The sequence below is a fragment of the Arthrobacter sp. NamB2 genome (assembly GCF_005281365.1).
In the GTDB taxonomy this organism is placed as follows: Bacteria; Actinomycetota; Actinomycetes; order Actinomycetales; family Micrococcaceae; genus Arthrobacter_D.
The window spans coordinates 401,776-426,679 of sequence record NZ_SZWI01000003.1 but is presented as its reverse complement, the minus strand read 5'-3'; the positions used below and the strand labels follow the sequence as shown (position 1 = coordinate 426,679).

The following is a 24,904-nucleotide window of genomic DNA, read 5'->3' as shown; positions in this document are numbered from 1 at the left end:
CGGCGGAACCGAGTGTCGGGGGCACCGCCTAGACTTGAGGGATCATGGACATGCTCTTCGATCCCTACGTCTCCGCCCCCACGGCCGCCGAGAAGAAGCGCGCCCGGGAGGCCGCGATGGCGGGGCTGAAGGGGCCGTCGGACCCGGCGACCGAGCACGTACCGTCCCGTGTGGGCGTGGACGAGCATCGCGCGCAGGAACTCCTCGTGGGCCTCAATCCTCAGCAGGAAGAGGCGGTCAGGCACGGCGGATCGCCACTGCTCATCGTCGCCGGCGCCGGGTCGGGCAAGACGCGCGTGCTGAGCCACCGGATCGCGTACCTGCTGGCCACCGGGCGGTCGCATCCCGGGCAGATCCTCGCCATCACCTTCACCAACAAAGCCGCAGCGGAGATGCGCGAGCGCATCGAGGCGCTGATCGGCGACGTCGCCAAGCGCATGTGGATCTCGACCTTCCACTCGTCCTGCGTGCGGATCCTGCGCCGGGAGGCCGCCTCCGTCGGGCTCAACTCGAACTTCTCCATCTACGACTCCGCGGACACTCTGCGCCTCATCACGCTGGTCGCCAAGGGACTCGACCTCGACCCGAAGAAGTTCGCACCGAAGGCGATCCAGCACAAGATCTCCGCGCTCAAGAACGAACTGATCGACGAGGAGACCTTCGCCTCGGACGCCAACCTCTCCGATCCGTTCGAGCAGGCCGTCGCGGAGGTGTACACGGGCTATGCCCAGAGGATGCGCCAGGCGAACGCCATGGACTTCGACGACCTCATCGCGCAGACGGTCTTCATGTTCCGGGCCTTCCCGGGCGTGGCCGACTACTACCGGCGGCGTTTCCGCCACGTCCTCGTCGATGAGTACCAGGACACCAACCACGCGCAGTACGCACTGGTCCGCGAGATCGTCGGAGTACCGGGGGAGTCGTCCGAGGACCCCGCCGAACTCACCGTCGTGGGTGACTCCGACCAGTCCATCTACGCCTTCCGGGGTGCCGACGTCCGCAACATCGTCGAGTTCGAGAACGACTACCCCAGCGCGCGTACCATCCTGCTCGAGCAGAACTACCGGTCGACGCAGAACATCCTGAGTGCGGCGAACGCCGTGATCTCGCGCAACCCCAACCGGCCCGAGAAGCGCCTGTGGACAGCCGAAGGCAGCGGCGAGAAGATCGTCGGCTACGTGGGGGAGAACGAGCACGAGGAGGCCCGCTTCATAGCGGAGGAGATCGACCGCCTCCAGGACGAGGAGAACATCCGTCCCGGCGACGTCGCCATCTTCTACCGCACCAACGCCCAGTCACGGTCCATCGAGGAGATCCTGCTGCGCGTTGGCCTGCCCTACAAGGTGGTCGGCGGTACGCGGTTCTACGAGCGCAAGGAGATCAAGGACGCCCTGGCGTACCTGCGTGTCCTCGTGAACCAGGACGACGTCGTCAATCTGCGTCGCGTCCTCAACGAGCCCAAGCGAGGCATCGGTGACCGCGCCGAGTTCGCCATCGCCGCCCTGAGCGAGCGTGAGCGCATCAGCTTCATGGAGGCCCTCCGGCGTGCGGACCAGGCGCCGGGCATGGCGACGCGCTCGGTCAACTCCGTGGCCGGATTCGTCAAGTTGATCGACGACCTCGCGGAGGTGGCCAACGGATCAGGAGCGTCGGCGGCACTCGAGGCCGTTCTGGAACAGACCGGCTACCTCGAGCAGCTGCGCACCAGCAGTGATCCCCAGGACGAGTCCCGCGTCGAGAACCTCGCCGAGCTCGTCGCCGTGGTGCGCGAGTTCGAGCGCGACAATCCCGAGGGGACACTGGGCGATTTCCTCGAGCAGGTGTCGCTCGTGGCGGATGCGGACCAGATCCCGGACGCGCCCGACGGTTCCGCCGCCGACGTTCAGCGCGCGGTCGAGGAGGCGCGCCGTCAGGGCGTCGTCACCCTCATGACACTCCACACCGCCAAAGGGCTCGAGTTCCCCGTCGTGTTCCTGACCGGCATGGAGCAGGGGATCTTCCCGCACCAGCGCTCGGCCACCGATCCAAAGGAGCTCGCGGAGGAACGGCGCCTGGCCTACGTGGGCCTGACCCGCGCGCGGCAGCGCCTCTACATCACGCGCTCCGAGGTGCGCAGTATGTGGGGCCAGAGCCAGTACAACCCGGCGAGCCAGTTCGTCAGCGAGATTCCCGAGGAGCTGATCCACTGGAAGCGCGAGGGGGCAGCGAAGCCGGCCTGGAACTCCAGCGGAAGCATCAGCGGGCCGCGGTTCAGCGGATCCTACTGGGGTGCGAGCGGTGGTGGCTTCAACGGCAGCGGCGCAGCGCCATCGAAGGCCATCGGGCGGGTACAGCCCCAGAAGGAGGTCGTCTCCGTGGCCGTCGGTGATTCGGTCAACCACGCCAGCTTCGGCAACGGCACGGTAGTGTCCGTCGAGGGCGCGGGGGACAAGACCGTCGCCAAGGTCCGGTTCGACGTCGGTGAGAAGCGCCTGCTGCTGCGCTACGCACCGCTGACCAAGGTGGCCTGACGGAGTACCGACCGCACGGGGGGCGTTGATGAGAACCGCAGAAAGCGGAAGGCCCGAGGGGCGCAGAGTGCGACGACGCGTAGGCGCAGCAAGCCTCATGATCGCCCTTCTCGGCCTGACGGCATGCGTGACGCTTCCGACGGCAGATCCGGGGGCAGTGGTGACGAGCGCTCCCGATGATCCCTTCGAGCAACTCACCAGCATGGAGGTGCGCTCGGTCGAGGACCTCGGCCTTCCGCCCGATCCGGTGTCCGTCGCGGTGCTGGCCGCCGACAGGAGTGCCTACTGCGTCATCAGCACCAAGCAGGGCGGCGTCTTCGACAATCCGGTGGATCCACTGATGGGCGGGGGCGAGAGGGACGACAACGAACTCGAGGTCGATGCCGCCTACTGCGAACTGGCGGTCTACCCCGCACCGGCGGAAGTCACGGACGACTGCAACGGCACGAACCTCGGCTTCAAGGGGGGAACCGTCATGCTCACGGCCGATTCCTTCTCCTATGGAAGCTGCCGGATCGGTATGACGGTGATGGAATCGGAGTTCGCGCCCGGCGCCGATACCCGAGGGGGCCCTGTCTCGAAGCTTCCTCTCCTTCAACGGGGGGAAGCTGTCGAACTGCGGGGGTTCCGGTGCGGCTTCGGCGAGGACGGTATGATCTGCGGCAGTCTGGAGAGCGCCACGGGCTTCGTCGCCGGCCGCGATTCAGTGGCTTCGTTCGGCTGAAAACCCTCAACGAACGGGGCCCGATTTCTACGATTGATAGAACTGTGGCCTTACTCACTAAAGCGCTAGTCTGGAAAAGGCCTCAGGCCCGAGGGGCTAAAGTTCCCTCTTGTAAACCTACTTCGACGTAGAAGGACTCTAGCCCGTGGACCTGTTTGAATATCAGGCGCGCGATCTCTTTGAGGCACACGGAGTTCCCGTGCTCGCCGGCATCGTGGCGCACACCCCAGAAGAAGCAAAGGCAGCAGCCGAGAAGATCGGCGGCGTCGTCGTCGTCAAGGCTCAGGTCAAGGTGGGTGGCCGCGGCAAGGCCGGTGGCGTGAAGGTCGCGAAGACCCCGGACGAGGCCTATTCCTACGCTTCGGACATCCTCGGGATGGACATCAAGGGGCACACGGTCCACAAGGTCATGATCGCGCAGGGCGCGGACATCGCCGAGGAATACTACTTCTCCGTCCTGCTCGACCGGTCCAACCGCAACTACCTGGCCATGTGCTCGGTGGAGGGCGGCATGGAGATCGAGCAGCTCGCCGTCGAACGCCCCGAAGCCCTCGCACGCATCTCCGTCGATCCTGCGACCGGGATCGACCAGGCCAAGGCCGAGGAGATCGTCGACGCAGCAGGTTTCGCCCCCGAACTGCGCGAGGGCGTCGTGACCACGATCCTCAGGCTCTGGGACGTCTTCGTGAAGGAAGACGCCACCCTCGTCGAGGTCAATCCCCTCGTCAAGACCGGCAGCGGCGACATCCTCGCGCTGGACGGCAAGGTCACCATCGACGAGAACGCGGAATTCCGCCACGCGGACCACGCTGCGCTCGAGGACAAGGACGCGGCTGACCCGCTCGAGGCGAAGGCCAAGGAGAACGACCTCAACTACGTCAAGCTCGACGGCGAGGTCGGCATCATCGGCAACGGCGCAGGGCTCGTCATGTCCACCCTCGACGTCGTCGCCTACGCCGGCGAGGCACACGGCAACGTGAAGCCCGCCAACTTCCTGGACATCGGAGGTGGAGCGTCCGCCGAGGTCATGGCCGCGGGCCTCGACGTCATCCTCAACGACAGCCAGGTCAAGAGCGTCTTCGTCAACGTCTTCGGCGGCATCACCGCGTGCGACGCCGTCGCGAACGGCATCGTCAAGGCCCTCGAGATCCTCGGTGACGAGGCCAACAAGCCCCTCGTGGTGCGCCTGGACGGCAACAACGTCGAAGAGGGCCGCCGCATCCTCGCCGAGGCCAACCACCCGCTGGTAACCCTCGCCGACACCATGGACGAAGGCGCCGACAAGGCCGCCGCGCTGGCCTACGGAAAGTAAAGGGTTCCCACATGTCTATCTACCTCAACAAGGACTCGAAGGTCATCGTCCAGGGCATCACGGGCGGTGAGGGCACCAAGCACACCGCCCTCATGCTGAAGGCCGGAACCCAGGTCGTCGGCGGCGTGAACGCCCGCAAGGCCGGTACCACCGTGACCCACGGCGACGTCACGCTTCCCGTGTACGGCACGGTGGAGGAAGCAATCAGGGAGACCGGCGCCGACGTGTCGATCGTCTTCGTCCCGCCGGCCTTCACCAAGGACGCCGTCGTCGAGGCCATCGAAGCCGGCATCGGCCTCGTCGTCGTGATCACCGAGGGAGTTCCCGTACAGGACTCGGCCGCGTTCTGGGCGCTCGCGCAGTCCAAGGTCGACGCCGACGGCAAGCAGATCACCCGGATCATCGGCCCCAACTGCCCGGGCATCATCACGCCGGGCGAATCCCTCGTCGGCATCACGCCGGCGAACATCACCGGCAAGGGCGGTGTGGGACTCGTCTCGAAGTCCGGCACGCTGACCTACCAGATGATGTTCGAGCTGCGCGACCTCGGCTTCTCCACGGCCATCGGCATCGGCGGCGACCCTGTCATCGGCACCACGCACATCGACGCGCTGGCAGCGTTCGAGGCCGACTCCGAGACCAAGGCGATCGTCATGATCGGCGAGATCGGTGGAGACGCCGAAGAGCGGGCCGCGGAGTTCATCAAGGCGAACGTCACGAAGCCTGTCGTCGGTTACGTGGCGGGCTTCACGGCCCCCGAGGGGAAGACCATGGGCCACGCCGGCGCCATCGTCTCCGGCTCGGCGGGAACCGCGCAGGCCAAGAAGGAAGCGCTCGAGGCTGCCGGGGTCAAGGTCGGCAAGACGCCGTCCGAGACCGCGAAGCTCCTTCGCGAGGTCTACGCGACCCTCTGATCCCAGACGTCTCGACAGCCTCCCCCGCATCCATGCGAGGGAGGCTGTTCTGTAGGCAGGCCGCGTCCGGTTGCGTCCGAGTCAACCCGCGATCGGCGTCCGGAGGGACTGCGGTGGCTGCAGCGGAGCACGTAGCGTGACGTGGAGGAGCAGGGCCTTCAGGGGACTGCCGTGCGCCACTGGACGACTCGCATCAGCAGGGGGTTGACGATGAGCAGCGCGACGGGGAACAGCGCGGCGCAGGAGACAGGAGCCGACGGGGGCGAGCAGCGGAGATACCTGAGGCGCGTCACGTGGGTGGCGACCCTGGGCGGCCTGCTGTTCGGCTTCGATACCGGTGTCATCAACGGAGCGCTGCCCTTCATGGTCGGCGATCTCCGCCTCACCGCGTTCACCGAGGGACTCGTGGCGAGCTCGCTGGTTTTCGGTGCTGCATTCGGTGCGCTTGCCGGCGGCCGTCTGGCCGACGCCTACGGCCGCAGGAAGATGATCATCGTGCTCGCCGTCGTCTTCCTGCTCGGGACGCTCGGCACAGCCCTGGCGCCCGATACCGCAGTGATGGTGGCCTCCCGCCTCGTCCTCGGCCTGGCCGTGGGTGGTGCCTCCGTGATGGTGCCCCTTCTCCTCGCCGAGCTCTCACCGGCAGCACGCCGCGGCAGATGGTGACGCGCAACGAACTGATGATCGTGACGGGCCAGCTGATCGCCTTCAGCACCAGCGCGTTCCTCGGGAACGTGTCCGGGGACAGCCAGGGGATCTGGCGGTGGATGCTGGTCCTGGCGACGCTCCCGGCCGTCGGGCTGTGGGTCGGGATGCACTTCGTGCCGGAGAGCCCCCGATGGCTCGCAGCGCAGGGGTCCTTCGGGTTCGCGCTGCGCGTGCTGCAGCGGCTGCGTCCACCGGCCGTGGCACGGAAGGAGTACGAGGAGGTCAGGTCACTGGCCATCGAGGACCGTGAACGGGAGCAGGGGAGCCTCCGTGACCTGCGTGAGCCCTGGCTCCGCCGCATCTTCGTCGTCGGCCTCGGCCTCGCCGTCATCCAGCAGATCACCGGCGTCAATTCGATCATGTACTACGGCACCCAGATCCTGGTGGTCGCGGGCTTCGGGACGCAGGCAGCGCTGACGGCGAACATCGCCAACGGCGTCATCTCGGTCGCTGCCACGTTCGTCGGGATCTGGCTGCTGGGCCGGGTCGGTCGCCGACCCATGCTCCTGGTGGGCCAGATCGGAACGACGTCGGCCCTGCTCGCGATCGGACTCGTCTCGCTGCTGGTACCGGAGGGGACGGCGCGGGGTTTCCTGGTCCTGGCGCTCACCGTGACGTTCCTCGCCTTCCAGCAGGGTGCCATCTCGCCCGTGACCTGGCTGATGCTCTCCGAGATCTTCCCGATGCGCCTGCGCGGGCTCGGCATGGGCGCCGCGGTCTTCGTGCTCTGGATGGTCAACTTCGCCGTCAGCCTCAGCTTCCCGATCCTCATGGAAGCGATCACCATCTCGAACACGTTCTTCGTGTTCGTGGTCCTGGGAGTCGCGGCGATCATCTTCGCGCGCCGCTACATCCCGGAGACCCGCGACAGGACCCTCGAGGAACTCGAGCACCACTTCAGGGACATGGCAGGCGGGACACCAGCGGTACGGGTGGGCGCCCGCGGCTTGTAGGGTGATGGAGGGGGATAGACGATTGCATAAGGCAAGCTTCCAGGAGGCAACATGCGCGCCACAATCATCCACGGGCCCGGCGACATCCGCGTCGAGGACCGGGAGTACCCGAGCATCATCCGTCCGACGGACGCCGTCGTCCGGGTGACGGCATCCTGCGTCTGCGGATCGGACCTCTGGCCCTACCGCGGCATCCGCCCCACCAAGGAGCCCAAGGCGATCGGGCACGAGTTCGTCGGCGTCGTCGAATCGGTGGGCGACGGCGTGCGCGACCTCGCGGTCGGCGACTTCGTGATAGCCCCGTTCGTGGACAGCTGCGGACAGTGCCCGCAGTGCCTGAACGGTGTCACCTCCGCATGCGACCACCTCGCCGGCTGGGGCAGCACGGACGAGCACGGCGACTACCTGCAGGGCGGCCAGGGTGAGGCCGTCCGCGTCCCGCAGGCGGACGGCACGCTGCGCAAGGTCGACGGGGTGTCCGAGCCCGACGCCGCGCTGACGGCCAGTCTCCTGACCCTCTCCGACGTCATGTCCACGGGCCACCACGCAGCCGTGTCGGCGAACGTCGGCCCGGGCAGCACCGTCGTCGTCGTCGGGGACGGCGCCGTCGGGCTCTGCGGCGTACTCGCAGCCAAGCGCCTCGGCGCGGAGCGCATCATCGCCATGTCCCGCCACGAGGATCGCCAGGCCATCGCCCGGGAGTTCGGAGCCACGGACATCGTGGCCGAGCGGGGGGACCAGGCCGTGGCGAAGGTGCGTGAACTGCTCGGGGGAGTCCTCGCCGACTCGGTCCTCGAATGCGTGGGCACCAAGGAGAGCATGGACCAGGCGTTGCGCAGCACGCGTCCGGGCGGCCACCTGGGGTTCGTCGGAGTACCCGCGGGCGGACCGGAGCTGCCCATCGGATACCTCTTCTCGACCAACATCACCGTAGGTGGTGGCATGGCGCCGGCCCACACCTACATCCCCGAACTGCTCAGGGACGTCCTCGACGGAACGATCAATCCCGGCCGGGTGTTCGATGCCGAGATGCCCCTCGAGGAGGTCGCCGAGGCCTACAGGGCGATGGACGAGCGCCGCGCTATCAAGGTGCTGCTGAAGCCCTGAGCCGCGGGACGGCAGAACCGGGAAGGACGGCGGCATGACCGGTAGGTCCGGCACGGCCTCGGCATACCTCATCGCGCGGGAACGGCTCATCCGGGCGCCCGCCGAGCGCATCTTCGAGGTGCTGGCGACACCCGCCCTGCACAGCGTGATCGACGGCTCCGGCACCGTGCGCGGAGAGCAGCCGAGGGGTCCTGCCCGGCTGTCGGCAGGGGCGACGTTCGGCATGGAGATGAGGATCGGTGCCCCCTACAGGATCCTCAACCGCGTGGTGGAGTTCGAGGAGGGCCGCCGGATCGCCTGGCGTCACTTCTCCGCGCATGTCTGGCGCTACACCCTCGAGCCCCGCGGGAACGGGACCCTGGTCCGCGAGGAATGGGACGGCCGCGCCGTGCCGTGGAGGATCGTCTTCCGGCTCATGGGCTTCACGCGACGGCACCCTGACAGTATCGAGGAGACCCTCGCGAAGCTCGAGGCCTACGTCCTGCAGCAGGGCGGCGCCGGCTAGGCCACCGAGGTGCCGAACAGCAGGCCGAGGAGATAGGTCGCGGCGGCCGCGCCGAGACCGATGGCCAGCTGCCGCAGCGCGAGCCGCAGCGGGGACGCGCCGGACAGCAGCCCGACGACGGCGCCGGTGGCCAGCAGCGCCAGGCCCACCAGGACACAGGCGACGACGACGGCCGCCGTGCCGCTGAGTCCGAGGAGGTAGGGGAGTACCGGGATGATGGCGCCCGAGGCGAAGAAGCAGAAGCTCGAAGCAGCTGCTCCCAGCCCGGTGCCCACGGTCTCGTGCTCGTCGACGGCGTCGTCCTCCTCCGGCTGGAGGGAGAAGCTCGGGTCGCAGTCGCAGCTGTACAGGCCGAGCCGCTCGGCGGCCCGGTGCTCGGCAGCCGCCGGCGTCATGCCCCTGGCGCGATAGACGAGCACCAGCTCGTTGGCGGCGATGTCCAGTTCCTTCGCGGCGGTCAGGGTGATCTGGGTGGGGCGCGTCGCGGACAGCAGCTCCCGTTGCGAGCGGACGGACACGTACTCACCCGCTCCCATCGAGAGGGCTCCGGCGAGCAGTCCGGCGAGCCCGCTGAAGAGGATGAACGAGGTGGAGACCCCCGTGGCACCGATGCCCATGATCAGCGCGAGATTGCTGACCAGTCCGTCGTTCGCGCCGAAGACGGCAGCCCGGAAATTGCCGGACAGCCGGTTGCGGCCGCGGGTCGCAAGACCGCGCACCACCTCCTCGTGGATCTGCTCGTCGGCCACCATCGCGCTGGTCGCCGAGGGATCCGTCGCGTAGGGGGAGCGGCTCTCCGCTCGCTGTGCGAGGGCCAGCACGAAGACCGACCCGAAGCGCCGGGCGAGCAGTCCGAGCATCCTGTTGCGGAGGGAGGGCCTGAGGGGTCTGCCTTCGTCCTCGCCGAGGAGTGCGAGCCAGTGCGCTTCGTGGCGTCCCTCGGCGTCCGCGAGACCGAGGAGGATCTCACGCTCCTCCCCCTTCCTGCGCCGCGCAAGGTCCCGATAGGTGGACGCTTCCGCCCGCTCATCGGCGAGGTACTGTCGCCAGCGTCTGATGTCGTCACGGGAGGGGGACTGCTCGGGGGGTGTCACGGGGCTGCTCCGGGTGGTCGGTGCCACTGCACGCCGTGGTCCGAAGCGGAGGGCCTCGGCCGCGACGCAGAGGCGTTCAGTCGGCCGAAGGTCTCGCTCGCCGGTGGAACCGGTGGATTGCCGGGCGCCGGTGGCGCCAGTATGTCGACAGGCCGCACGTCCTGTGGACGCGGAGCTACTCCCCTTCGACGTACTATCCTACCGGATCGCGTCGATGGCCCTGGTTCAGCGACCACCCGTGCCCGTGCGTCGAGTACCGCGACCGAGCGACCCGCGATACAGTCGAACGGATAACAGAAAGCAGGCTTATGGATTTGCAAGCCCGACCGTGGGTCGAGAGCTACGCGCCCGGTGTGTCCCCCACCTTCGACGTGCCCGAGGGCACGCTGTCGGACCTGTTCGACGCATCGGTCGCGTCCTACGGCAGGGGAGGCGCCCTGGAGTTCTTCGGGGCGTCGACGAGCTACCGGGAGCTCGGCGACGCCGTGGCGCGGGCGGCGGCCGGCCTGCGCGCACTCGGCGTGGTGGCGGGCGACCGCGTGGCGCTCGTGCTTCCGAACTGCCCGCAGCACATCGTCGCGTTCCATGCCGTGCTCCGCCTCGGCGCCATCGTCGTCGAGCACAACCCGCTGTACACGGACCGTGAGCTCAGGCACCAGTTCGAGGACCACGGGGCGAAGGTCGCCATCGTGTGGGACCGCGTCGTGCCGCGCGTCCAGCGATTGCCCGCCGATATCCCGGTGACGGCGATCGTGGCGGTGGACCTCGTCAGCGCGATGCCGCGCTCCCGCCGGCTGGCGCTGAAGCTCCCGGTGCGCGCGGCCCGGGAGGCCCGGGCGGCGCTGACGACGACCGAGAAGCTGACCGGTCCGCGGAAGGTCGTGGGCTGGCGCGCGCTGGTCCATCACAGGCCGCTGCCACGACGTCACCCGCGGCCTGCTCCGGAGGACACCGCGGTCCTGCAGTACACCAGCGGTACCACGGGCGTTCCGAAGGGCGCCATCCTCACGCACCGGAACCTGCTCGCGAACGCGGCCCAGGGGCGCGCCTGGGTGCCGGGCCTCGAAGCCGGACGCGAGACGGTCTACGCCGTCCTGCCGATGTTCCACGCCTACGGACTCACGCTGTGCCTAACCTTCGCGCTGAGCATCGGCGCGAAGCTCGTCCTGTTCCCGCGGTTCGACGTCGGACTCGTCCTCGATGCCGCGAGGAAGAGCCCGCCGACCTTCCTGCCCGCGGTGCCGCCCATCTACGAGCGGCTCGCGGCAGGCGCTGCGGAGCGAGGTGCCGACCTCAGCAGCATCCGCTTCGCCATCTCCGGCGCGATGAACCTGCCACAGTCGACGGTGCGGACCTGGGAGGCGGCGACGGGCGGCTATCTGATCGAGGGCTACGGGCTGACCGAGACGTCGCCCGTCGCGGCCGGCAACCCCATCGGACCGACGCGGCGCCCCGGCACCGTCGGGGTCCCGTTCCCCGGTACCGACGTCCGCATCGTCGACCCCGAGGACACCGACCGGGACCGGGAACCGGGTGAGGCGGGGGAGTTGCTCATCCGCGGACCGCAGGTGTTCCAGGGGTACTGGCGGAAACCGGACGAGACGCACGCGGCACTGCTCGACGGCGGGTGGTTCCGCACGGGCGACATCGTCCGCATGGACGAGGACTGCTTCATCACGATCGTCGACCGGATCAAGGAACTCATCATCACAGGTGGCTTCAACGTCGCGCCCTCGGAGGTGGAGGACACCCTGCGGACGTACCCCGGCGTCGCGGACGCGGCCGTCGTCGGGTTGCCCCGCGAGGGCGGAGGCGAGGACGTCGCCGCCGTCGTCGTCCTCGCTCCCGGCGCGACCCTCGACGTCGAGGGCCTGCGCTCCCACTGTCGCGAAGCGCTCGCCGCCTACAAGGTCCCCCGCGTCATCGTGCAGGCGGAGGACCTTCCCCGCTCCCTGATCGGCAAGGTCCTGCGGCGCGAGGTGCGCACGCAATTGCTCAACGACGGCCTCGGTGCCGAAGGAAAAGGTGACAGTCGATGACCCATCTCCCGCAGACGAACATCCGGGCGGAGGCCTCCGCCGCCCACAAGGGCCCGTGGCGTGACAGCCTCGGGACCGCCAGCATCCGCGCCGCCCAGGTGCTCCTGCTCCTGGTGCTGGCGGTCGTGGCCGTCTATGCGCTCATCCAGGTGCGGCTCGTGGTGATCCCGATGCTCCTGGCGCTCATCCTCGCGGCCGCGATCGGACCTTTCGTCAACTGGTTGCGGCGCAAGGGCTGGGGACCGACCACGGCCACCACAGTCTCCTTCCTGCTGCTCCTCCTGGTCTTCGGTGGGCTGATCACCGGTATCGTCTTCGCCGTCGTCGGACAGGCGGATGAACTCGCATCGAGTGCCACGGAGGGATTCGACAAGCTCTACGCCTTCGCTCAGAACGGCCCGATCCCGATCGACGACGCCCAGATCCAGCAGGCGCGGGACTGGGTGATCGACTTCGCCACCAGCAGTACCGCCGGTGCGGGTGCTATCTCGGGCCTCAGTGCGGCGGGCAACTTCTTCGCCGGTGCGCTGCTCATGGTGGTCATCCTGTTCTTCTTCCTCAAGGACGGCGAGAAGATCTGGGCCTTCATGCTCCGCGCGTTCAAGGGCAAGCGACTCGTCAAGGCCCGCCGCGTGGGCTACAACAGCATGGCGGTCCTCGGCGGCTACGTGCGGGGCACAGCCATCGTGGCACTCGTCGACTCGGTCTTCATCGGGCTCGCCCTGTTCTTCCTGGGGGTGCCGCTCGCGCTCCCGCTGGCCGCGATCGTGTTCATCGGCGCGTTCATCCCGCTCGTCGGCGCGACGCTGGCGGGCGTCCTCGCGGCCCTGATCGCCCTCGTGGCGAACGGCCCGTTCGTGGCGCTCATGGTGATCATCGCCGTCGTCGTGGTGAACCAGCTCGAGGGGAACTTCCTGCAGCCCGTGGTCATGGGCCGCACGTTGCAGGTCCACGCCCTCGTGATCCTGGTCGCACTGACGGCCGGCACCATCCTGGCGGGCATCATCGGCGCGATCCTCTCCGTGCCGGTCGCCGCCGTGACCTGGGCCGCCATCAAGGCCTGGAACCAGGAGAGCGACGAAAGCATCACCGACGAGGAGGTGGCCGCGGCGGAGAGGCAGACTGCGCTCGACGAGACCGGCCACGGGCTCAGCTCGACGCCGAAGGAGGAGCAGGACGCCGCGTTGGCTGCGGCTGCCGTGGCCGTCGAGGAAGCAGTGGACCGACCCGGCACCCAGGAGCGCCGGGTCGAAGGTGACAGCGCCCGTGAGGACGACCGCGACCCCCGCACGGGAGGCTCGTCCGTCACGGAGCGCTGACGGCGCTCGCCGGGCCGGCGGTCGGGGTCAGTGCCCCGCCCGGGCGGGGACGTCGTCCGGTACCTCGCCGGCGACGCGGAGGTCCCAGGCGGCCATGACGGCGCCGTCCGTGGGCCGGGTCGCGACGGACACGACGACGTACACCAGCGCGGACGCGAGCAGGCCGGCGTAGATCGGCTCGTTCGCGTAGACGCCGTCGTATTGGTTCTCGGCCGTCGCCTCGAGGTACGCCATGGTGCCGAGCGTGACCAGCGTGCCCGCGGCCATGGACGCCCCCGCTCCAATGCCGTTGCCGCGGCGCCAGACGAGGCCGCCGAGGATCGCGACGAGAAGGCCGCCCACGAGGATGTCGTAGGCGATCGTCAGGGCTGCCACGACGTCCTGCACGACGACGGCGAGGGCGATGGTGACGACTCCGAGGCCGAGGACCCACCAGCGGCTCGACGCCACGCCGTCGTCGGACGCCTCACGCTCCTCCGTGCCGCGGCCGAACCAGCCGGCGACGAAGGGGACGACGTCGGTCCGGGCGACGGTGGCCGCGGCGATCAGGGCACCGGAAGCCGTCGACATCATGGCAGCGACGGCCGCCGCGAGGACGAGGCCGCCGACGCCGATCGGGAGCACGTTGAGGGCGACGTCCGCGTAGACGTCGTCGCGTGACTCGATCGCGGGAAGGATCACGCTTGCACTCATGCCGATGACGGCTCCGGCGACGCCGTAGAGGATGCAGTAGATCCCGGCCGCCGAACCGCCCCAGCGGGCGATCTCGGGCGTCCGCGAGGTGAAGACGCGCTGCCAGATGTCCTGGCCGATCAGCAGTCCGAGCGTGTAGACGACGAAGTACGTGATGATGCTCTGGGCGCCGATGCCCGTGATGCTGAAGAACTCGTCGCCCGCTCGCTCGGCGATCCCGTCGAAGCCGCCGGCTGCTGCGAGCGAGAAGGGGAGCATGAGGGCGAAGACGCCGATGGTCTTGATGATGAACTGCGCCATGTCGGCCAGCGTGATGGACCACATTCCGCCGATCGTGGAGTAGATCAGGACGATCACGCCACCGACCGCGATGGACAGTGCGCGGTCCCAGCCGAAGAGCACGACGAAGATGGTCGCGTAGGCGCCGGTGGACGTCGCGCACAGCATGAGCGTGTAGGCCAGCATGACGATGCCCGATACCCGGGTGGCCCGGTGGCCGTACCGCACGGACAGCATCTGGGACACCGTGTAGATCTTCAGTCTCTGGATCGTGGGCGCGAACAGCAGGCTGAGCAGGAGCACGCCGGTACCGATGGCGACGACGAGCCACATCCCGGAGATGCCGTACTGGTAGCCGAGGCCCACTCCGCCGACCGTCGAAGCACCGCCGAGGACGACGGCGGCCATGGTCCCGGTGTACAGGAACGGGCCGAGGCGCCGGCCGGCGACCAGGTAGTCGCTGGCGTTCCGGGTGCGGGACTTGCCCCACCACCCGAAGCCGAGCATGGCGACGAGATACGCCACCACGATGGCTATGTTGAGTGCTTGCACGAAGAATCCTCTGGTCCGCGCCCGGGCTTGGATGTTTGCCAGGCAACTATTGTTGCTCCGTAAGCTACTGGTGACCGGCGTCACGGGTCAATCATGGCAAGCTCATGTGACGACCCGATATTCGCCCTGTGACGGATAGGCTTTCGCGGGACGCCGTGAGAGAGGACAACCATGAAAGCCCTGCCCGTCGAGCCGACCAATGCGCCGGTCGCCATCGGATCACGCATCCGAGCGGCGCGACAGTCGCAGCGCATGACCATCGAACAGGTCGCGGAGTCGACAGGCCTCACCAAGGGCTTCCTCAGTCGCGTGGAGAGGGACCTCACGTCCCCGTCCGTCGCATCGCTCGTGACGCTGTGCCAGGTGCTCTCGATCTCCATCGGGGACCTCTTCCTGGTGCCGGAGACGCACCTGACGCGCCTGGCCGAAGCGCCACGCATCAGCCTCGGTGGGCAGGGCATCAACGAGCGGCTCGTCACGGCCCGGTCCGAGCGGCGCCTGCAAATGATCCGCGCCGTCGTCGAACCATACGGCCGTGGTGAGGACGAGCTCTACTCGGTGGACTGCGAGGTGGAGACCCTGCACGTCGTCGAGGGCCGCTTCGTGCTCGTCTTCTCCAATGACCGCTACGAGCTCGAGGCGGGGGACACGGTGACCTTTCCGGGCCGCGAGCCGCACACGTGGCTCAACCCGGACGGGCGCGAGGCCGTCGTCCTGTGGACCCTCGTGCCCGCCGCCTCCGGCAAGTAGGGGCGCTCAGCCGACGTGCACCCAGGGTCGCCTGGTGACGTCCGGCTCCGCGGCCCGCAGGACCTCGCGCGTCACCGGGGCGATCTCACCCTCGCCCGTGAACAGGAACTTGAAGAGGTTCGCGACCGGATCGCCCTCGGTCCAGCCGAAGTACACGTGCGGCATGAGCCCGGTGATGTCGCGGATGTGCAGCATGACCGCTGCGATGGTGTTCGGCACGTTGGAACTGTGCACCTCGAGGACTCGGTAGCCATGGCGCACGACACCGCGGACCTGCAACTCGGTCTCGAAGTCGGACGAGTCGTCGACGGTCACCTCGATGAACAGGGGTCTGGCCGGGGCCGGGAAGTGGGAGACCGCGCACGCGTGCTGGAGCTTGTGGCGGTAGGCCGAGCTCGAGAGCCGCTTCGGTTCGTGGGCGATCAGCAGGATGTCGCCGTCGTCCTGTGAGCTGACGAAGGACAGCGCCACCTCGTCCATCCGGATGCTCGTCGCCCGCAGCTCGAACGCCCGCCGGGAACGGGAGATGAACGAGATGGCGATGATACCGAGGATGAAGCACGTGGCGATCTTGAGGCCGTCCGGCCTTTCGATCATATTGACCGCCGTCGTCAGGACGAAGACGGCGGTCGCGACGCCGAACCCGAGGGTCCTGCCGCGCTGGTGCTTGCGGTGTGTCGACAGTGTGACAGCCACCGACGCGGAGGTGATGAGGGCGAGGACGCCGGTGGCGTAGGCGCCGCCCTGCGCCTCGACGTCGGCCCGGAAGAAGAACGTGACGAGGATGGCGATCAGCGTGATCACCAGCACGAGGGGGCGGACGGCCTTCGCCCAGGCCGGTGCCATCCCGTACCGCGGCAGGTACCGCGGTACCAGGTTCAGTAGGCCCGTCATGGCGGAGGCCCCGGCGAACCAGAGGATGCCGACGGTGGAGAGGTCGTACACCGTCCCGAACGCGTCACCCAGGTACAGGTGCGCGAGGTATGCCAGCGCGCGGCCGTTGGCGGGGCCGCCCTCTTCGAACGCTTCCGCGGGGATGAGCAGCGTAGTCACGAAACTGGAGGTGATGAGGAAGCCGCTCATGATGAGGGCGGCCGACGTGAGGAGCTTGTGTGCGCCCGCGATCCGGCCCGCGGGGTTCTGCTCGGTGTCTCCCGGCCTGCCGTCGATCTGCGGCATGACGACGACGCCGGTCTCGAAGCCCGAGAGGCCGAGGGCGAGGCGCGGGAAGATCAGGACGGCCAGTCCCACCATGACGAGCGGGTTGCCGTGCTGCGTGGTGAGGGCCGTCCACCAATCCTCCACGAGTCCGCCCTGCCCGGCGATCTGCACCGCGGACACGACGACGACGATCAGGTTGAGCAGGAGGAACACCGCGACGAGGGCCACTGCGATGCCGATGGCCTCGCGGAAACCCCGCAGGAAGACGGCGGACAGAAGGCCGAGGAACACCACCGTGATGAGGACTTCCTGGCCATGGAGCCAGGCCGGGGCGAAGGGGTTCTCCACCAGGTGCGCACTCGCGTCGGCCGCGGAGAGGGTCATCGTGATCAGGAAGCTCGTTGCGGCGAAGCCCAGGAGCACCAACACGAAAATCTTGCCGCGCCACTTCGGCAGCAGCTTCTCGAGCATCGCGATGGAGCCCTCACCCCGGGGGCTCTCCGAGGCGACACGCTTGTAGACCGGGAGCGCGCCGAAGAGTGTCACTGCGACCAGGATGAGGGTCGCGAGGGGTGAGAGGACACCGGCCGCGGCGGCAGCGATGGCAGGCTGGTAGCCGAGGGTCGAGAAGTAGTCGACGCCGGTGAGGCACATGACCTTCCACCACGGCTGCGTCCGATCCTGCTCGGGCTGGTGGGCGGTGGGCCGGCTGGACTCGTCGAGCAGCCAGCGCTCGAGGCGCTCGCTGCCCCGCTGCCGGGTCGGGACACGTGGCGGGATGCGTACGGAGGAAGTCACAGCACCACGCTAGGACTCACCGGTGGGCCTACTGCCCGTCTTAACGCTTCCTTGATGCCTCGTTCTTGCCGGCTGGAAACCCTTCGGACCGGCCCTGATCCTTGACCGGCTCCACGCCCGCGAATAGCCTTGAGCAAAACCTTTGATGCATATTGGGCAACTTCGCTCTGGCGGGCCCGGACGGGAAAAAAGCTGTGGAAGAACTGCGCGTCACGGGAGGTGGCCACCTGGGGCCCATCGACTCCTCCCGCATCCCCCGTTACGCGGGAGCGGCCACCTTCGCGCGCCTGCCGCGCCTCGACCAGGTGGACCGAGCCGACATCGCCGTCGTGGGCGTGCCCTTCGACTCGGGTGTGTCCTACCGGCCCGGAGCCCGCTTCGGCGGCAACCACATCCGCGAGGCCTCGCGCCTCCTGCGGCCCTACAATCCGGCGCTCGACGTCTCGCCGTTCGAGCGCGTGCAGGTGGCCGACGCCGGGGACATGGCCGTCAATCCCTTCAACATCAACGAGGCGATCGAGACGGTGCAGCAGAACGCCCTGGACCTCACAGCGGACGGTGCGCGCCTCGTGACCCTCGGCGGAGACCACACCATCGCCCTGCCCCTCCTGCGCGCAGCAGCGGAACGCGCAGGATCTCCCGTTGCGATGCTGCATTTCGACGCCCACCTGGACACCTGGGACACATACTTCGGCGCGGAATACACCCACGGCACTCCGTTCCGCCGCGCCGTCGAGGAGGGCATCCTCGACACCGAGGCCATCTCCCACGTCGGCACGCGCGGGCCCCTGTACGGAGTGCGGGACCTCGAGGACGACCGCCGTTTCGGGTTCGGCATCGTGACCTCCTCCGACGTCTACCGCCAGGGCGTCGACGAGGTCGTCGACGCCCTGCGCACCCGTATCGGGAACCGTCCCCTCTACGTCTCGGTGGACATCGACGTCCTCGACCCGGCACACGCCCCGGGCACCGGCACGCCGGAGGCGGGTGGCATCACGAGCCGCGAACTGCTCGAGATCCTGCGCGGACTGCGCGGCCTGAACCTCGTGGGCGCCGACGTCGTCGAGGTGGCCCCCGCCTACGACCATGCCGAGCTCACGGGCGTCGCGGCATCGCATGTCGCCTACGATCTCGTGACGCTGATGGCAGACACCCTCACGCCCGACCCCTCCACCAGCGCCACGACCCCCGAGGACAAGTAGATGGACATCACCGCAGGCGCCGCGTCCGCGCCACCCATCCCCGTGAGCGGCCAGCGGAACGGCGGGGACCTGGTGGTGGAGACGTTGTCCGCCCTTGGCGCGACGACGGTGTTCGGCATCCCGGGGCAGCACGCCCTGGGCCTCTTCGATGCCCTGTCCCGTTCTGATCTGCGCTTCGTCTCGTCACGGGTGGAGAACAACTCCGCGTTCGCGGCCGACGGCTTCTCGCGGGCGACCGGCGACGTCGGCGTCCTGTTCCTCTCGACGGGGCCCGGGGCCCTGACCTCGCTCGCGGGGTTGCAGGAGGCCTACGCGACCGGTGTGCCGATGGTGGTCGTCGCGAGCCAGATCCCCCTCGAGGGGCTCGGTGCCCGGCGCAAGGGCATGCTGCACCAGCTCGACGACCAGAAGGCATCCGCGGCGAACGTCACGAAGAGCCAGCGCCTCATCCAGCACGCCTCCGGCATTCCCTCCGCCATCCAGGACGCATGGACCGAAGCCGTCTCCTCCCCACAGGGTCCCGTGTGGGTCGAGGTGCCGCAGAACGTGCTCCTCGATCCCGTGATGGTCCCGGAGGTGGAGGATGCGCTCGCCGAGCCCTTCGACAACCCGCCGCGGATCGAACTCGTACGCGAGGCCGTCAACTGGTTGAAGGACTCGAAGCGGCCCGCGATCGTGGCCGGCGGCGGCACCCGGCGGGGCAGGGCGGAGAAGTGGCTGCTCTCGATCGCCGAGAAGCTCGGAGCCCCGGTCGTGTGCTCGCCCGGCGGAAACGGTGCGTTCCCCTGGACCCACGAACTGTCCCTGCAGTCCTGGGTCGAGGATCGGCATGTCACCGAGGTGCTCGAGGACGCCGACGTCCTCCTGGTGGTCGGATCGTCCCTCGGCGAGGTGACCTCCAACTACTTCACGATGGAGCCACGCGGGCGGATCATCCAGATCGACGCGGAACCGCGCGTCCTCGAATCCAACCGTCCCGCCCTGGGTATCCGGGCCGACGCCGGCCAGGCGCTCGCCGCGCTCGACGAAGCGCTCAAGCCGCTCGAGCGTAGCCGGGAACCCGGCTACGACGCCGCCGCACTGGTGGCAGAGACGCTCGCCAGGGTCGGCGCCAGGCTCGATGCCCAGGATCTCGGCAAGGAACGCGCATTCCTGCAGGCCATCCGCGAGGCCGTGCCGGACGACATGCAGACGTTCTGGGACATGACCATCTCGGCCTACTGGGCCTGGAGCTGCTGGGACGCGCGTGCAGGCCAGTTCCACTCCGCCCAGGGCGCCGGTGGGTTGGGCTTCGGTTTCCCCGGAGCGATCGGCGGGTCCGTCGGACTCGAGTCAGAGGGCCTGCCCGCCAGGGTCCTCGCGGTATCCGGTGATGGTTCCGCGATGTATTCCATCGCCGAACTGGCGACTGCGCGGCAGCACGACATCCCTGTCACCTGGCTGATCGTCGACGACGGTGGCTACGGGATCCTGCGCGAGTACATGGAGGGTGCCTTCGGCAAGGCGACGGCGACGGAACTCGCCCGGCCGGACTTCGTGGCGCTGGCGGAATCCTTCGGTGTGCCGGCTCGGCGCGTGGCGCCGGAGGACATCGGGACGGCCCTGAGGGAGAGCCTGGCGGCGGAGGGTCCCAACGTCGTCGTGGTGGAGACGCTCATCCGGCTGTTCGCGCCCACCCATCTTGATCAGTAGGCTTCCTTTTTCTGCGGTGGGGTGACAGTGTCGACAGCACTACCGCCTCGAGGAAGGAACGCAATGTCATTCAGCAAGGGCGACAAAGTCACCTGGAACACGTCGCAGGGTAAGACCGAGGGAAAAATCGTCGAGAAGCACGAGAAGGAGTTCACCTTCGACGACCAGAAGTTCAAGGCGTCGAAGGACGAGCCCTACTACACCGTCGAGAGTTCGAAGTCGGGCAAGCAGGCTGCTCACAAGGAAAGCGCACTGGACAAGGCCTGAACCGCCGGCGCCGTACGGCAGGCGCCCCGCCGATGCGGGACGCCTGCCGTCAGTCCTTGAGCGGGTCGTGGCCCCAGTTCATCAGCGAGTAGCGCCACTTCGAGGACTCGATGTCCTCCTTCGTGGGTCGCTGGGCAAGGTGCCGGTGCACGTAGCCGACCACCGTGTGCATGTGCTTGACGTCGTCATCATCGAGGTCCTCGCGCTTGGTACCGAGGATCTCGATGATGCGCTTGCCCGACTTGTGGCCGACCGACTCGCCGCCGTCGGATTCCTTCTGCCCGACGGACAGGGACTCCTCCGTGCCGAGCCACTTCTTCAGCTCGGAAGCCGTCATGTTGACCGCTTCCTTCCACCGGGGCCACACCTCGTCGAGTTCGCTGGTTGATTGCGCCATGAGCGTCCGCCCTTCGTAGCAGTTTCACGTCGACTATCACAGCCGGTCAGGAATTCCAGCTTGCCATAGCTTAATCCTAAGCAGGCTGATAAATGTAGAGGGTAGGTCGAACCAACGTCTAAGGAGCTCTACATCATGGCAGGAAACCTTTTGGCACGATCAGCCCACGATCTCGGTGCGGCAGCCTGGTTCGGCGGCACCTTGATGGGCGCTGTCGGACTCAATGGTGCAACCGGCAAGGCGAAGGACCCCAAGGAGCGCACGCGCCTCTCCTCACTCGGCTGGGCGAAGTGGACCCCCGTGCAGATCGCGGCCTTCGCCGTCCACGCCGTCGGCGGCATCGGACTGATCCTCGGCAACAAGGGCCGGGTCGCGGCACAGGACACCGTCGGATCGAACACGGTCTGGAAGTCGATCGTCACCGTTGCGGGCATGGCGCTCTCGCTGTACTCCGGCATGCTCGGCAAGAAGGTCGGCGAGCTCGCTGAGCAGGGCGGCGAGGGTGCAACCGAGCCCCGTCCCGGTGCCAGCGACGAACTGGCCAAGGCGCAGTCTCAGCTCAAGGCGACCCAGTGGCTCCTTCCCCTCGTCAGCGGCATCGTCGTTGTCATGGGCGCCAAGCAGGGCGAGATGCAGCGCCCGGAGAACGTCAAGAAGGGCCTGCTCAAGAAGTAGGTCCTGCGGCCCCCGGGCCGGTCGACCCCCGCAGTGCCGGACTGCCGCTCCTCCACCCCCGGGTGGCGGACCGGCTGCCGGCTGCGGGGGTTTCCTGCGTCCTGGGCCCTTACTGCATCGTGAAGGCGCGCGCCACGCGATCGTGGACGGCGTGGTTCCGGATGAGCGCACCCAGGAGCGCATTGCGCGAACGCAGGAGCTGTCCCGGCAGCGGACGTCCCAGCGCCATGTTGAGATGGGCCTTCCGGCGGGCGACGGCGGCCTGGGCGCGCCGTTCCTTCTCGTAGCGTCGCAGTCGCTGGGCCACGTCGCGCCCGTCCCGGAGCGAGGCCGCGATGATCGGCACCAGCCCGACGGCGTCCAACCATCCGAGGTTCATGCCCTGACCGCCGATCGGCGACACCTCGTGGGCGGCGTCGCCGACCAGCACCGTGCGGCCAGAGACGAACCGCTCCGCAAGCCTCGACTGCACCTCGAAGGCGCTCAGCATCGAATTGGTCCCGGGATCCACAGCGACACCGGTCCGTTGCCTGATGAGCAGTGTCAGTGTTTCCACCGTCGGCCCTTCGACCGGGCAGCCCACACGCACCACCCAGCGCCGGATGCCGCCCGGAAGGGGAAAGGATTCGACGATGCCCCCGGGCTCGAGATAGAGCACGGCGTCGTCCCCGTCGCCCGTGCTGTCCTGGAAATCGCCCATCACGTAGCAGTCCGGGTACCGGCGGGCGGACGCCCGGATCCCGACGTCGTCCCGGAGGGAGCTGCGGGCTCCGTCCGCTGCCACCACCAGTCTCGCCTCGAGGACGGCATCCCCGCCCTGGTCCCGCGTGACGATGCGGACGTGAGTGCCGTCGTCGCGCGTCGTGAGGACGGTGGCACCCCGCCGCAGCGTGCCGGGGAACCCATCCTGAAGGCGGCGCTCGAGGATCTCCTCGGTGACGGCCTGCGGCACCGCGAGGACGTACTTCTCCTCCCCGGGCAGGCACGAGAAGGAGACCGTACCGACATGCTGCCCCGCGCTGCGGGCGACGCCGTCCCGGATCAGGACGCCCCGGCTGCGCAGTTCGTCGGCGATGCCGCCGGCGGCGAGTGCACGCAGCGCCGGCGGGTGGATGCCGATCGCGCGGGAGTGGCTGCTACGTTCAATCCGGCGTTCGAGGACGACGGCGTCGAGGCCTGCCTGGCGCAGGAGCAGGGCCGTGTAGAGTCCGACCGGGCCACCGCCGACGACGACGACGTCATGCATGACCGGGCGCCGCCGAGACCCCGCGATCGAGGACGAGCAGGTTGATGAAGGGAGCGGCCGTCCTGACCTGCCATCCACTTCGTCCGCCGACGAGGGCGCGCAGCTCGTCGGTCGTGTAGCTCCGCCGGATGGAGGTCAGACCGTCCTGGCGGATGTAGGACCCGGGGAGCGGCAGTGTGCCCACCGAGAACAGGGCGTAGCCGAGCGGGTGCCGGGCGATGTCGCTGTGCACGGCGACTGTCCCAACCAGCTGCTCCGTGTCGTCCAGGAGGCCGTCGAACTCGGCCGGCCCGAGGTGGTGCAGCACGTGGTTGGAGACGAGGGCATCGAAGCGGGCGCCCTCGGCGACGAGCTGCGAGCTGAGGGCGCGGCGGAAGGACAGTCCGGGAAGCGCCGGACGGGAGGTGGCGAAGGCGTGGGCGCGCTCGTCGGGGTCGATGGCGGTCACCTCGAGCCGCAGGCCGTCGAGGCGTGCCCAGCGCACCAGGGCGCGGGGGACGTCCCCGCCACCGGAGCCCACGTCGAGGAGCGTGTTCGTGCGGTCGGGCGAGAAGGCGGGTCGGAGCAGGGAGGTGTAGGTTCGGCGCCAGCCGGACACGACCGCATTCACCAGTCCGAACTGGGCGTACGTGCGGTCCAGCTTCCGGGGATCGCAGTCGGTCCGGTCCATCTCCTCGACCGCGTCCGGGTCCCGCTCCGCGAGGAACCCTCGTCGGCTCATGCTCCGGCTTCGGCGAGGATCGGCTGAAGGTCCGCAGGCACGTCGACGCCGCCCGCCGCTGCTGCTGCATCCTCCGCTACGGCCGCGTCGGGACCGGCCGTGGCGCCGATCCTGGTGAGAAGCGCGGTCTCCACCGTGAGCCCGGGCCCGAAGGCCATGGAGCACACGCGGTTGTTCCCGTCGGTGGCCGGCTGCTCGAGGATGTTCTTGAGCACGAACATCACCGTTGCGCTGCTCATGTTCCCGAAGTCGCGCAGGGTTTCACGCGCTGGAGCGAGCTGTTCCTGCGTGAGGCCCAGCTTGGCCTCGACCTTGTCGAGGATGCTGCGTCCGCCAGGATGGATGGCCCAGTGCTCGATCTCGGAGTAGGCGATTCCCTCGAGCGACGCGTCGCTCGCCAGCAGCGGTTCGAGGGCGCCGATGATGTGCTCGTCGATGATGTGCGGAACATACGTGCCGAGAACCATCTCGAAGCCCTCGTCACCGATGTTCCAGGCCATGGCTTCCTCGCCGACGGGCGTGAGGACCGTCTCGAAGTGGTCGAGACTGAGGGCCGGGCCGTCGAGGGGGAGGTCCCGCGCCGTGATGACGGCCGCTGCGGCACCGTCGGCGAACAGCGAGGAGCCCACGATGGTGTCGGGATTGTTCGAGGAACGCACGTGCAGCGAGCACAGTTCGGCAGAGACGACCAGCACGACGGCGTCGGGGTCGGCGTCGCAGAAGGCCTTTGCGGAGCGGAGCGCAGGGAAGGCGCCGTAGCAGCCCATGAAACCGATGTGGTAGCGCTGTACCGACGGCGCCAGATCCAGGGCGCGCACGATCTTGTAGTCCGGTCCAGGTGCGAAGAAGCCCGTGCAGGAGACGGTGACGACGTGCGTGATGTCGGATGCCTCGATGCCCGTCGCAGCATCGAGCGCCTTCCGCGCGGCCTCGACGAAGAGCTTGGTGCCCTCTTCCGCGTACAGCTCGTTGCGGGTCTTGGTGCTCGGCGACAGGATCCGCAGCTCCTTCTGGTCGAAGAAGACGGGGTTCTCGGCGGCCACCTCGAGCGTCAGTTCCTTGACGGCCGTGTATCTGGTCTCGATGCCCGAGGAGTCGAAGGCCGCTCCGACCAGGCGCCGGCCGAGACGTGTCAGGTCCGGTTGGGCCGCGAAGACATCGCGTACCTGGGGCTGGATCATGACCGTTTCAGGTACAGCCGTCTGGAGGGACCTCAGGATCACTGTCATACCTCCATTACTAGAGGACTAACGCGACAAACACAACGACAGTAGGCTTAGTACCTT

General features: G+C 68.3%; 20 protein-coding genes and 1 pseudogene. 14 read left to right on the top strand and 7 right to left on the bottom strand.

Annotation, left to right across the window (positions count from 1 at the left end; genetic code table 11):
* The first annotated feature begins 50 nt into the window (after positions 1-50).
* From pcrA to FDK12_RS08380, 7 genes and pseudogenes are all read left to right on the top strand, one after another.
* Positions 51-2,510 (top strand): DNA helicase PcrA, encoded by a 2,460-nt coding sequence (gene pcrA, locus FDK12_RS08410; protein WP_411266159.1) that lies wholly within the window; start codon positions 51-53, stop codon positions 2,508-2,510.
* A 67-nt stretch (positions 2,511-2,577) separates the two neighbouring features.
* Positions 2,578-3,234, top strand: a complete 657-nt coding sequence (locus FDK12_RS08405) for a hypothetical protein (protein ID WP_137369146.1) — start codon at positions 2,578-2,580, stop codon at positions 3,232-3,234.
* A 145-nt stretch (positions 3,235-3,379) separates the two neighbouring features.
* On the top strand, positions 3,380-4,546 hold the full coding sequence (sucC, locus tag FDK12_RS08400) for an ADP-forming succinate--CoA ligase subunit beta (protein ID WP_104116939.1): 1,167 nt from the start codon (positions 3,380-3,382) through the stop codon (positions 4,544-4,546).
* Between the two features lie 11 nt (positions 4,547-4,557).
* Complete coding sequence (sucD, locus tag FDK12_RS08395) at positions 4,558-5,460, top strand: succinate--CoA ligase subunit alpha (RefSeq protein WP_137369145.1); 903 nt, start codon at positions 4,558-4,560, stop codon at positions 5,458-5,460.
* Positions 5,461-5,670: 210 nt separating this feature from the next.
* Positions 5,671-7,121: pseudogene (locus tag FDK12_RS08390) on the top strand (sugar porter family MFS transporter).
* 51 nt (positions 7,122-7,172) lie between these two features.
* Entirely contained in the window at positions 7,173-8,228 is a 1,056-nt protein-coding gene (locus FDK12_RS08385) for a zinc-dependent alcohol dehydrogenase family protein (RefSeq protein WP_137369144.1), read from the top strand.
* A gap of 34 nt (positions 8,229-8,262) precedes the next feature.
* On the top strand, positions 8,263-8,733 hold the full coding sequence (locus FDK12_RS08380; RefSeq protein ID WP_137369143.1) for an SRPBCC family protein: 471 nt from the start codon (positions 8,263-8,265) through the stop codon (positions 8,731-8,733).
* Here the strand turns inward: FDK12_RS08380 and FDK12_RS08375 are convergent.
* Positions 8,730-9,827 (bottom strand): VIT1/CCC1 transporter family protein, encoded by a 1,098-nt coding sequence (locus tag FDK12_RS08375; RefSeq protein WP_223263173.1) that lies wholly within the window; start codon positions 9,825-9,827, stop codon positions 8,730-8,732. The genes FDK12_RS08380 and FDK12_RS08375 overlap by 4 nt on opposite strands.
* Positions 9,828-10,135: 308 nt before the next feature.
* Here FDK12_RS08375 and FDK12_RS08370 point away from each other — a divergent pair, with 308 nt between their 5' ends.
* Together FDK12_RS08370 and FDK12_RS08365 are read left to right on the top strand one after the other, a co-directional pair.
* Positions 10,136-11,866, top strand: a complete 1,731-nt coding sequence (locus tag FDK12_RS08370) for a long-chain-fatty-acid--CoA ligase (RefSeq protein WP_137369141.1) — start codon at positions 10,136-10,138, stop codon at positions 11,864-11,866.
* On the top strand, positions 11,863-13,185 hold the full coding sequence (locus FDK12_RS08365; RefSeq protein ID WP_137369140.1) for an AI-2E family transporter: 1,323 nt from the start codon (positions 11,863-11,865) through the stop codon (positions 13,183-13,185). Before FDK12_RS08370 ends, FDK12_RS08365 begins: the two co-directional genes overlap by 4 nt.
* A gap of 27 nt (positions 13,186-13,212) precedes the next feature.
* On the opposite strand, the gene FDK12_RS08360 is transcribed toward FDK12_RS08365, so the two are convergent.
* A complete protein-coding gene (locus FDK12_RS08360; protein WP_189636307.1) occupies positions 13,213-14,664 on the bottom strand; it encodes a sodium:solute symporter in 1,452 nt (483 codons plus the stop codon).
* A 216-nt stretch (positions 14,665-14,880) separates the two neighbouring features.
* On the opposite strand from FDK12_RS08360, the gene FDK12_RS08355 reads away from it, so the two are divergent.
* On the top strand, positions 14,881-15,459 hold the full coding sequence (locus FDK12_RS08355; protein ID WP_104116930.1) for a helix-turn-helix domain-containing protein: 579 nt from the start codon (positions 14,881-14,883) through the stop codon (positions 15,457-15,459).
* Positions 15,460-15,465: 6 nt separating this feature from the next.
* On the opposite strand, the gene FDK12_RS08350 is transcribed toward FDK12_RS08355, so the two are convergent.
* A complete protein-coding gene (locus FDK12_RS08350; RefSeq protein ID WP_411266153.1) occupies positions 15,466-17,418 on the bottom strand; it encodes an amino acid transporter in 1,953 nt (650 codons plus the stop codon).
* A 194-nt stretch (positions 17,419-17,612) separates the two neighbouring features.
* Here FDK12_RS08350 and speB point away from each other — a divergent pair, with 194 nt between their 5' ends.
* The 3 genes from speB to FDK12_RS08335 all read left to right on the top strand — a co-directional run bounded on the left by speB (position 17,613) and on the right by FDK12_RS08335 (position 20,579).
* Positions 17,613-18,620 carry an agmatinase gene (speB, locus tag FDK12_RS08345; RefSeq protein ID WP_137369138.1) on the top strand — a complete coding sequence of 336 codons (1,008 nt, stop codon included), beginning with the start codon at positions 17,613-17,615 and terminating at the stop codon, positions 18,618-18,620.
* On the top strand, positions 18,621-20,312 hold the full coding sequence (locus FDK12_RS08340; RefSeq protein ID WP_137369137.1) for a thiamine pyrophosphate-binding protein: 1,692 nt from the start codon (positions 18,621-18,623) through the stop codon (positions 20,310-20,312).
* A 63-nt stretch (positions 20,313-20,375) separates the two neighbouring features.
* The gene (locus FDK12_RS08335; RefSeq protein ID WP_104116927.1) at positions 20,376-20,579 is read left to right on the top strand and encodes a DUF2945 domain-containing protein; all 204 of its coding nucleotides are present in this window, start codon (positions 20,376-20,378) and stop codon (positions 20,577-20,579) included.
* 49 nt (positions 20,580-20,628) lie between these two features.
* Here FDK12_RS08335 and FDK12_RS08330 read toward each other — a convergent pair whose 3' ends face one another.
* A complete protein-coding gene (locus FDK12_RS08330) occupies positions 20,629-20,976 on the bottom strand; it encodes a DUF3140 domain-containing protein (protein WP_137369136.1) in 348 nt (115 codons plus the stop codon).
* 135 nt (positions 20,977-21,111) lie between these two features.
* Here FDK12_RS08330 and FDK12_RS08325 point away from each other — a divergent pair, with 135 nt between their 5' ends.
* A complete protein-coding gene (locus FDK12_RS08325) occupies positions 21,112-21,651 on the top strand; it encodes a hypothetical protein (protein WP_137369135.1) in 540 nt (179 codons plus the stop codon).
* 109 nt (positions 21,652-21,760) lie between these two features.
* Here the strand turns inward: FDK12_RS08325 and FDK12_RS08320 are convergent, their stop codons facing one another.
* The 3 genes from FDK12_RS08320 to FDK12_RS08310 are packed head-to-tail and all read right to left on the bottom strand — an operon-like array spanning position 21,761 to position 24,847.
* Positions 21,761-22,897, bottom strand: coding sequence for an FAD-dependent oxidoreductase (locus FDK12_RS08320; RefSeq protein ID WP_137369134.1), 1,137 nt, complete (start codon positions 22,895-22,897; stop codon positions 21,761-21,763).
* Complete coding sequence (locus FDK12_RS08315; protein WP_137369133.1) at positions 22,890-23,618, bottom strand: class I SAM-dependent methyltransferase; 729 nt, start codon at positions 23,616-23,618, stop codon at positions 22,890-22,892. Before FDK12_RS08315 ends, FDK12_RS08320 begins: the two co-directional genes overlap by 8 nt.
* Positions 23,615-24,847, bottom strand: coding sequence for a type III polyketide synthase (locus tag FDK12_RS08310; RefSeq protein WP_137369132.1), 1,233 nt, complete (start codon positions 24,845-24,847; stop codon positions 23,615-23,617). Before FDK12_RS08310 ends, FDK12_RS08315 begins: the two co-directional genes overlap by 4 nt.
* Between the last annotated feature and the right edge of the window lie 57 nt (positions 24,848-24,904).

What these genes read in the sequence shown, in the direction of transcription:
- pcrA (WP_411266159.1), top strand. Translation starts at nt 51, where the DNA reads ATGCTCTTCGATCCCTACGTCTCCGCCCCCACGGCCGCCGAGAAGAAG.
- sucD (WP_137369145.1), top strand. Translation starts at nt 4,558, where the DNA reads ATGTCTATCTACCTCAACAAGGACTCGAAGGTCATCGTCCAGGGCATC.
- FDK12_RS08385 (WP_137369144.1), top strand. Translation starts at nt 7,173, where the DNA reads ATGCGCGCCACAATCATCCACGGGCCCGGCGACATCCGCGTCGAGGAC.
- FDK12_RS08380 (WP_137369143.1), top strand. Translation starts at nt 8,263, where the DNA reads ATGACCGGTAGGTCCGGCACGGCCTCGGCATACCTCATCGCGCGGGAA.
- FDK12_RS08370 (WP_137369141.1), top strand. Translation starts at nt 10,136, where the DNA reads ATGGATTTGCAAGCCCGACCGTGGGTCGAGAGCTACGCGCCCGGTGTG.
- FDK12_RS08365 (WP_137369140.1), top strand. Translation starts at nt 11,863, where the DNA reads ATGACCCATCTCCCGCAGACGAACATCCGGGCGGAGGCCTCCGCCGCC.
- FDK12_RS08360 (WP_189636307.1), bottom strand. Translation starts at nt 14,664, where the DNA reads ATGCTCGGCTTCGGGTGGTGGGGCAAGTCCCGCACCCGGAACGCCAGC.
- FDK12_RS08355 (WP_104116930.1), top strand. Translation starts at nt 14,881, where the DNA reads ATGAAAGCCCTGCCCGTCGAGCCGACCAATGCGCCGGTCGCCATCGGA.
- FDK12_RS08340 (WP_137369137.1), top strand. Translation starts at nt 18,621, where the DNA reads ATGGACATCACCGCAGGCGCCGCGTCCGCGCCACCCATCCCCGTGAGC.
- FDK12_RS08335 (WP_104116927.1), top strand. Translation starts at nt 20,376, where the DNA reads ATGTCATTCAGCAAGGGCGACAAAGTCACCTGGAACACGTCGCAGGGT.
- FDK12_RS08330 (WP_137369136.1), bottom strand. Translation starts at nt 20,976, where the DNA reads ATGGCGCAATCAACCAGCGAACTCGACGAGGTGTGGCCCCGGTGGAAG.
- FDK12_RS08325 (WP_137369135.1), top strand. Translation starts at nt 21,112, where the DNA reads ATGGCAGGAAACCTTTTGGCACGATCAGCCCACGATCTCGGTGCGGCA.
- FDK12_RS08320 (WP_137369134.1), bottom strand. Translation starts at nt 22,897, where the DNA reads ATGCATGACGTCGTCGTCGTCGGCGGTGGCCCGGTCGGACTCTACACG.
- FDK12_RS08315 (WP_137369133.1), bottom strand. Translation starts at nt 23,618, where the DNA reads ATGAGCCGACGAGGGTTCCTCGCGGAGCGGGACCCGGACGCGGTCGAG.
- FDK12_RS08310 (WP_137369132.1), bottom strand. Translation starts at nt 24,847, where the DNA reads ATGACAGTGATCCTGAGGTCCCTCCAGACGGCTGTACCTGAAACGGTC.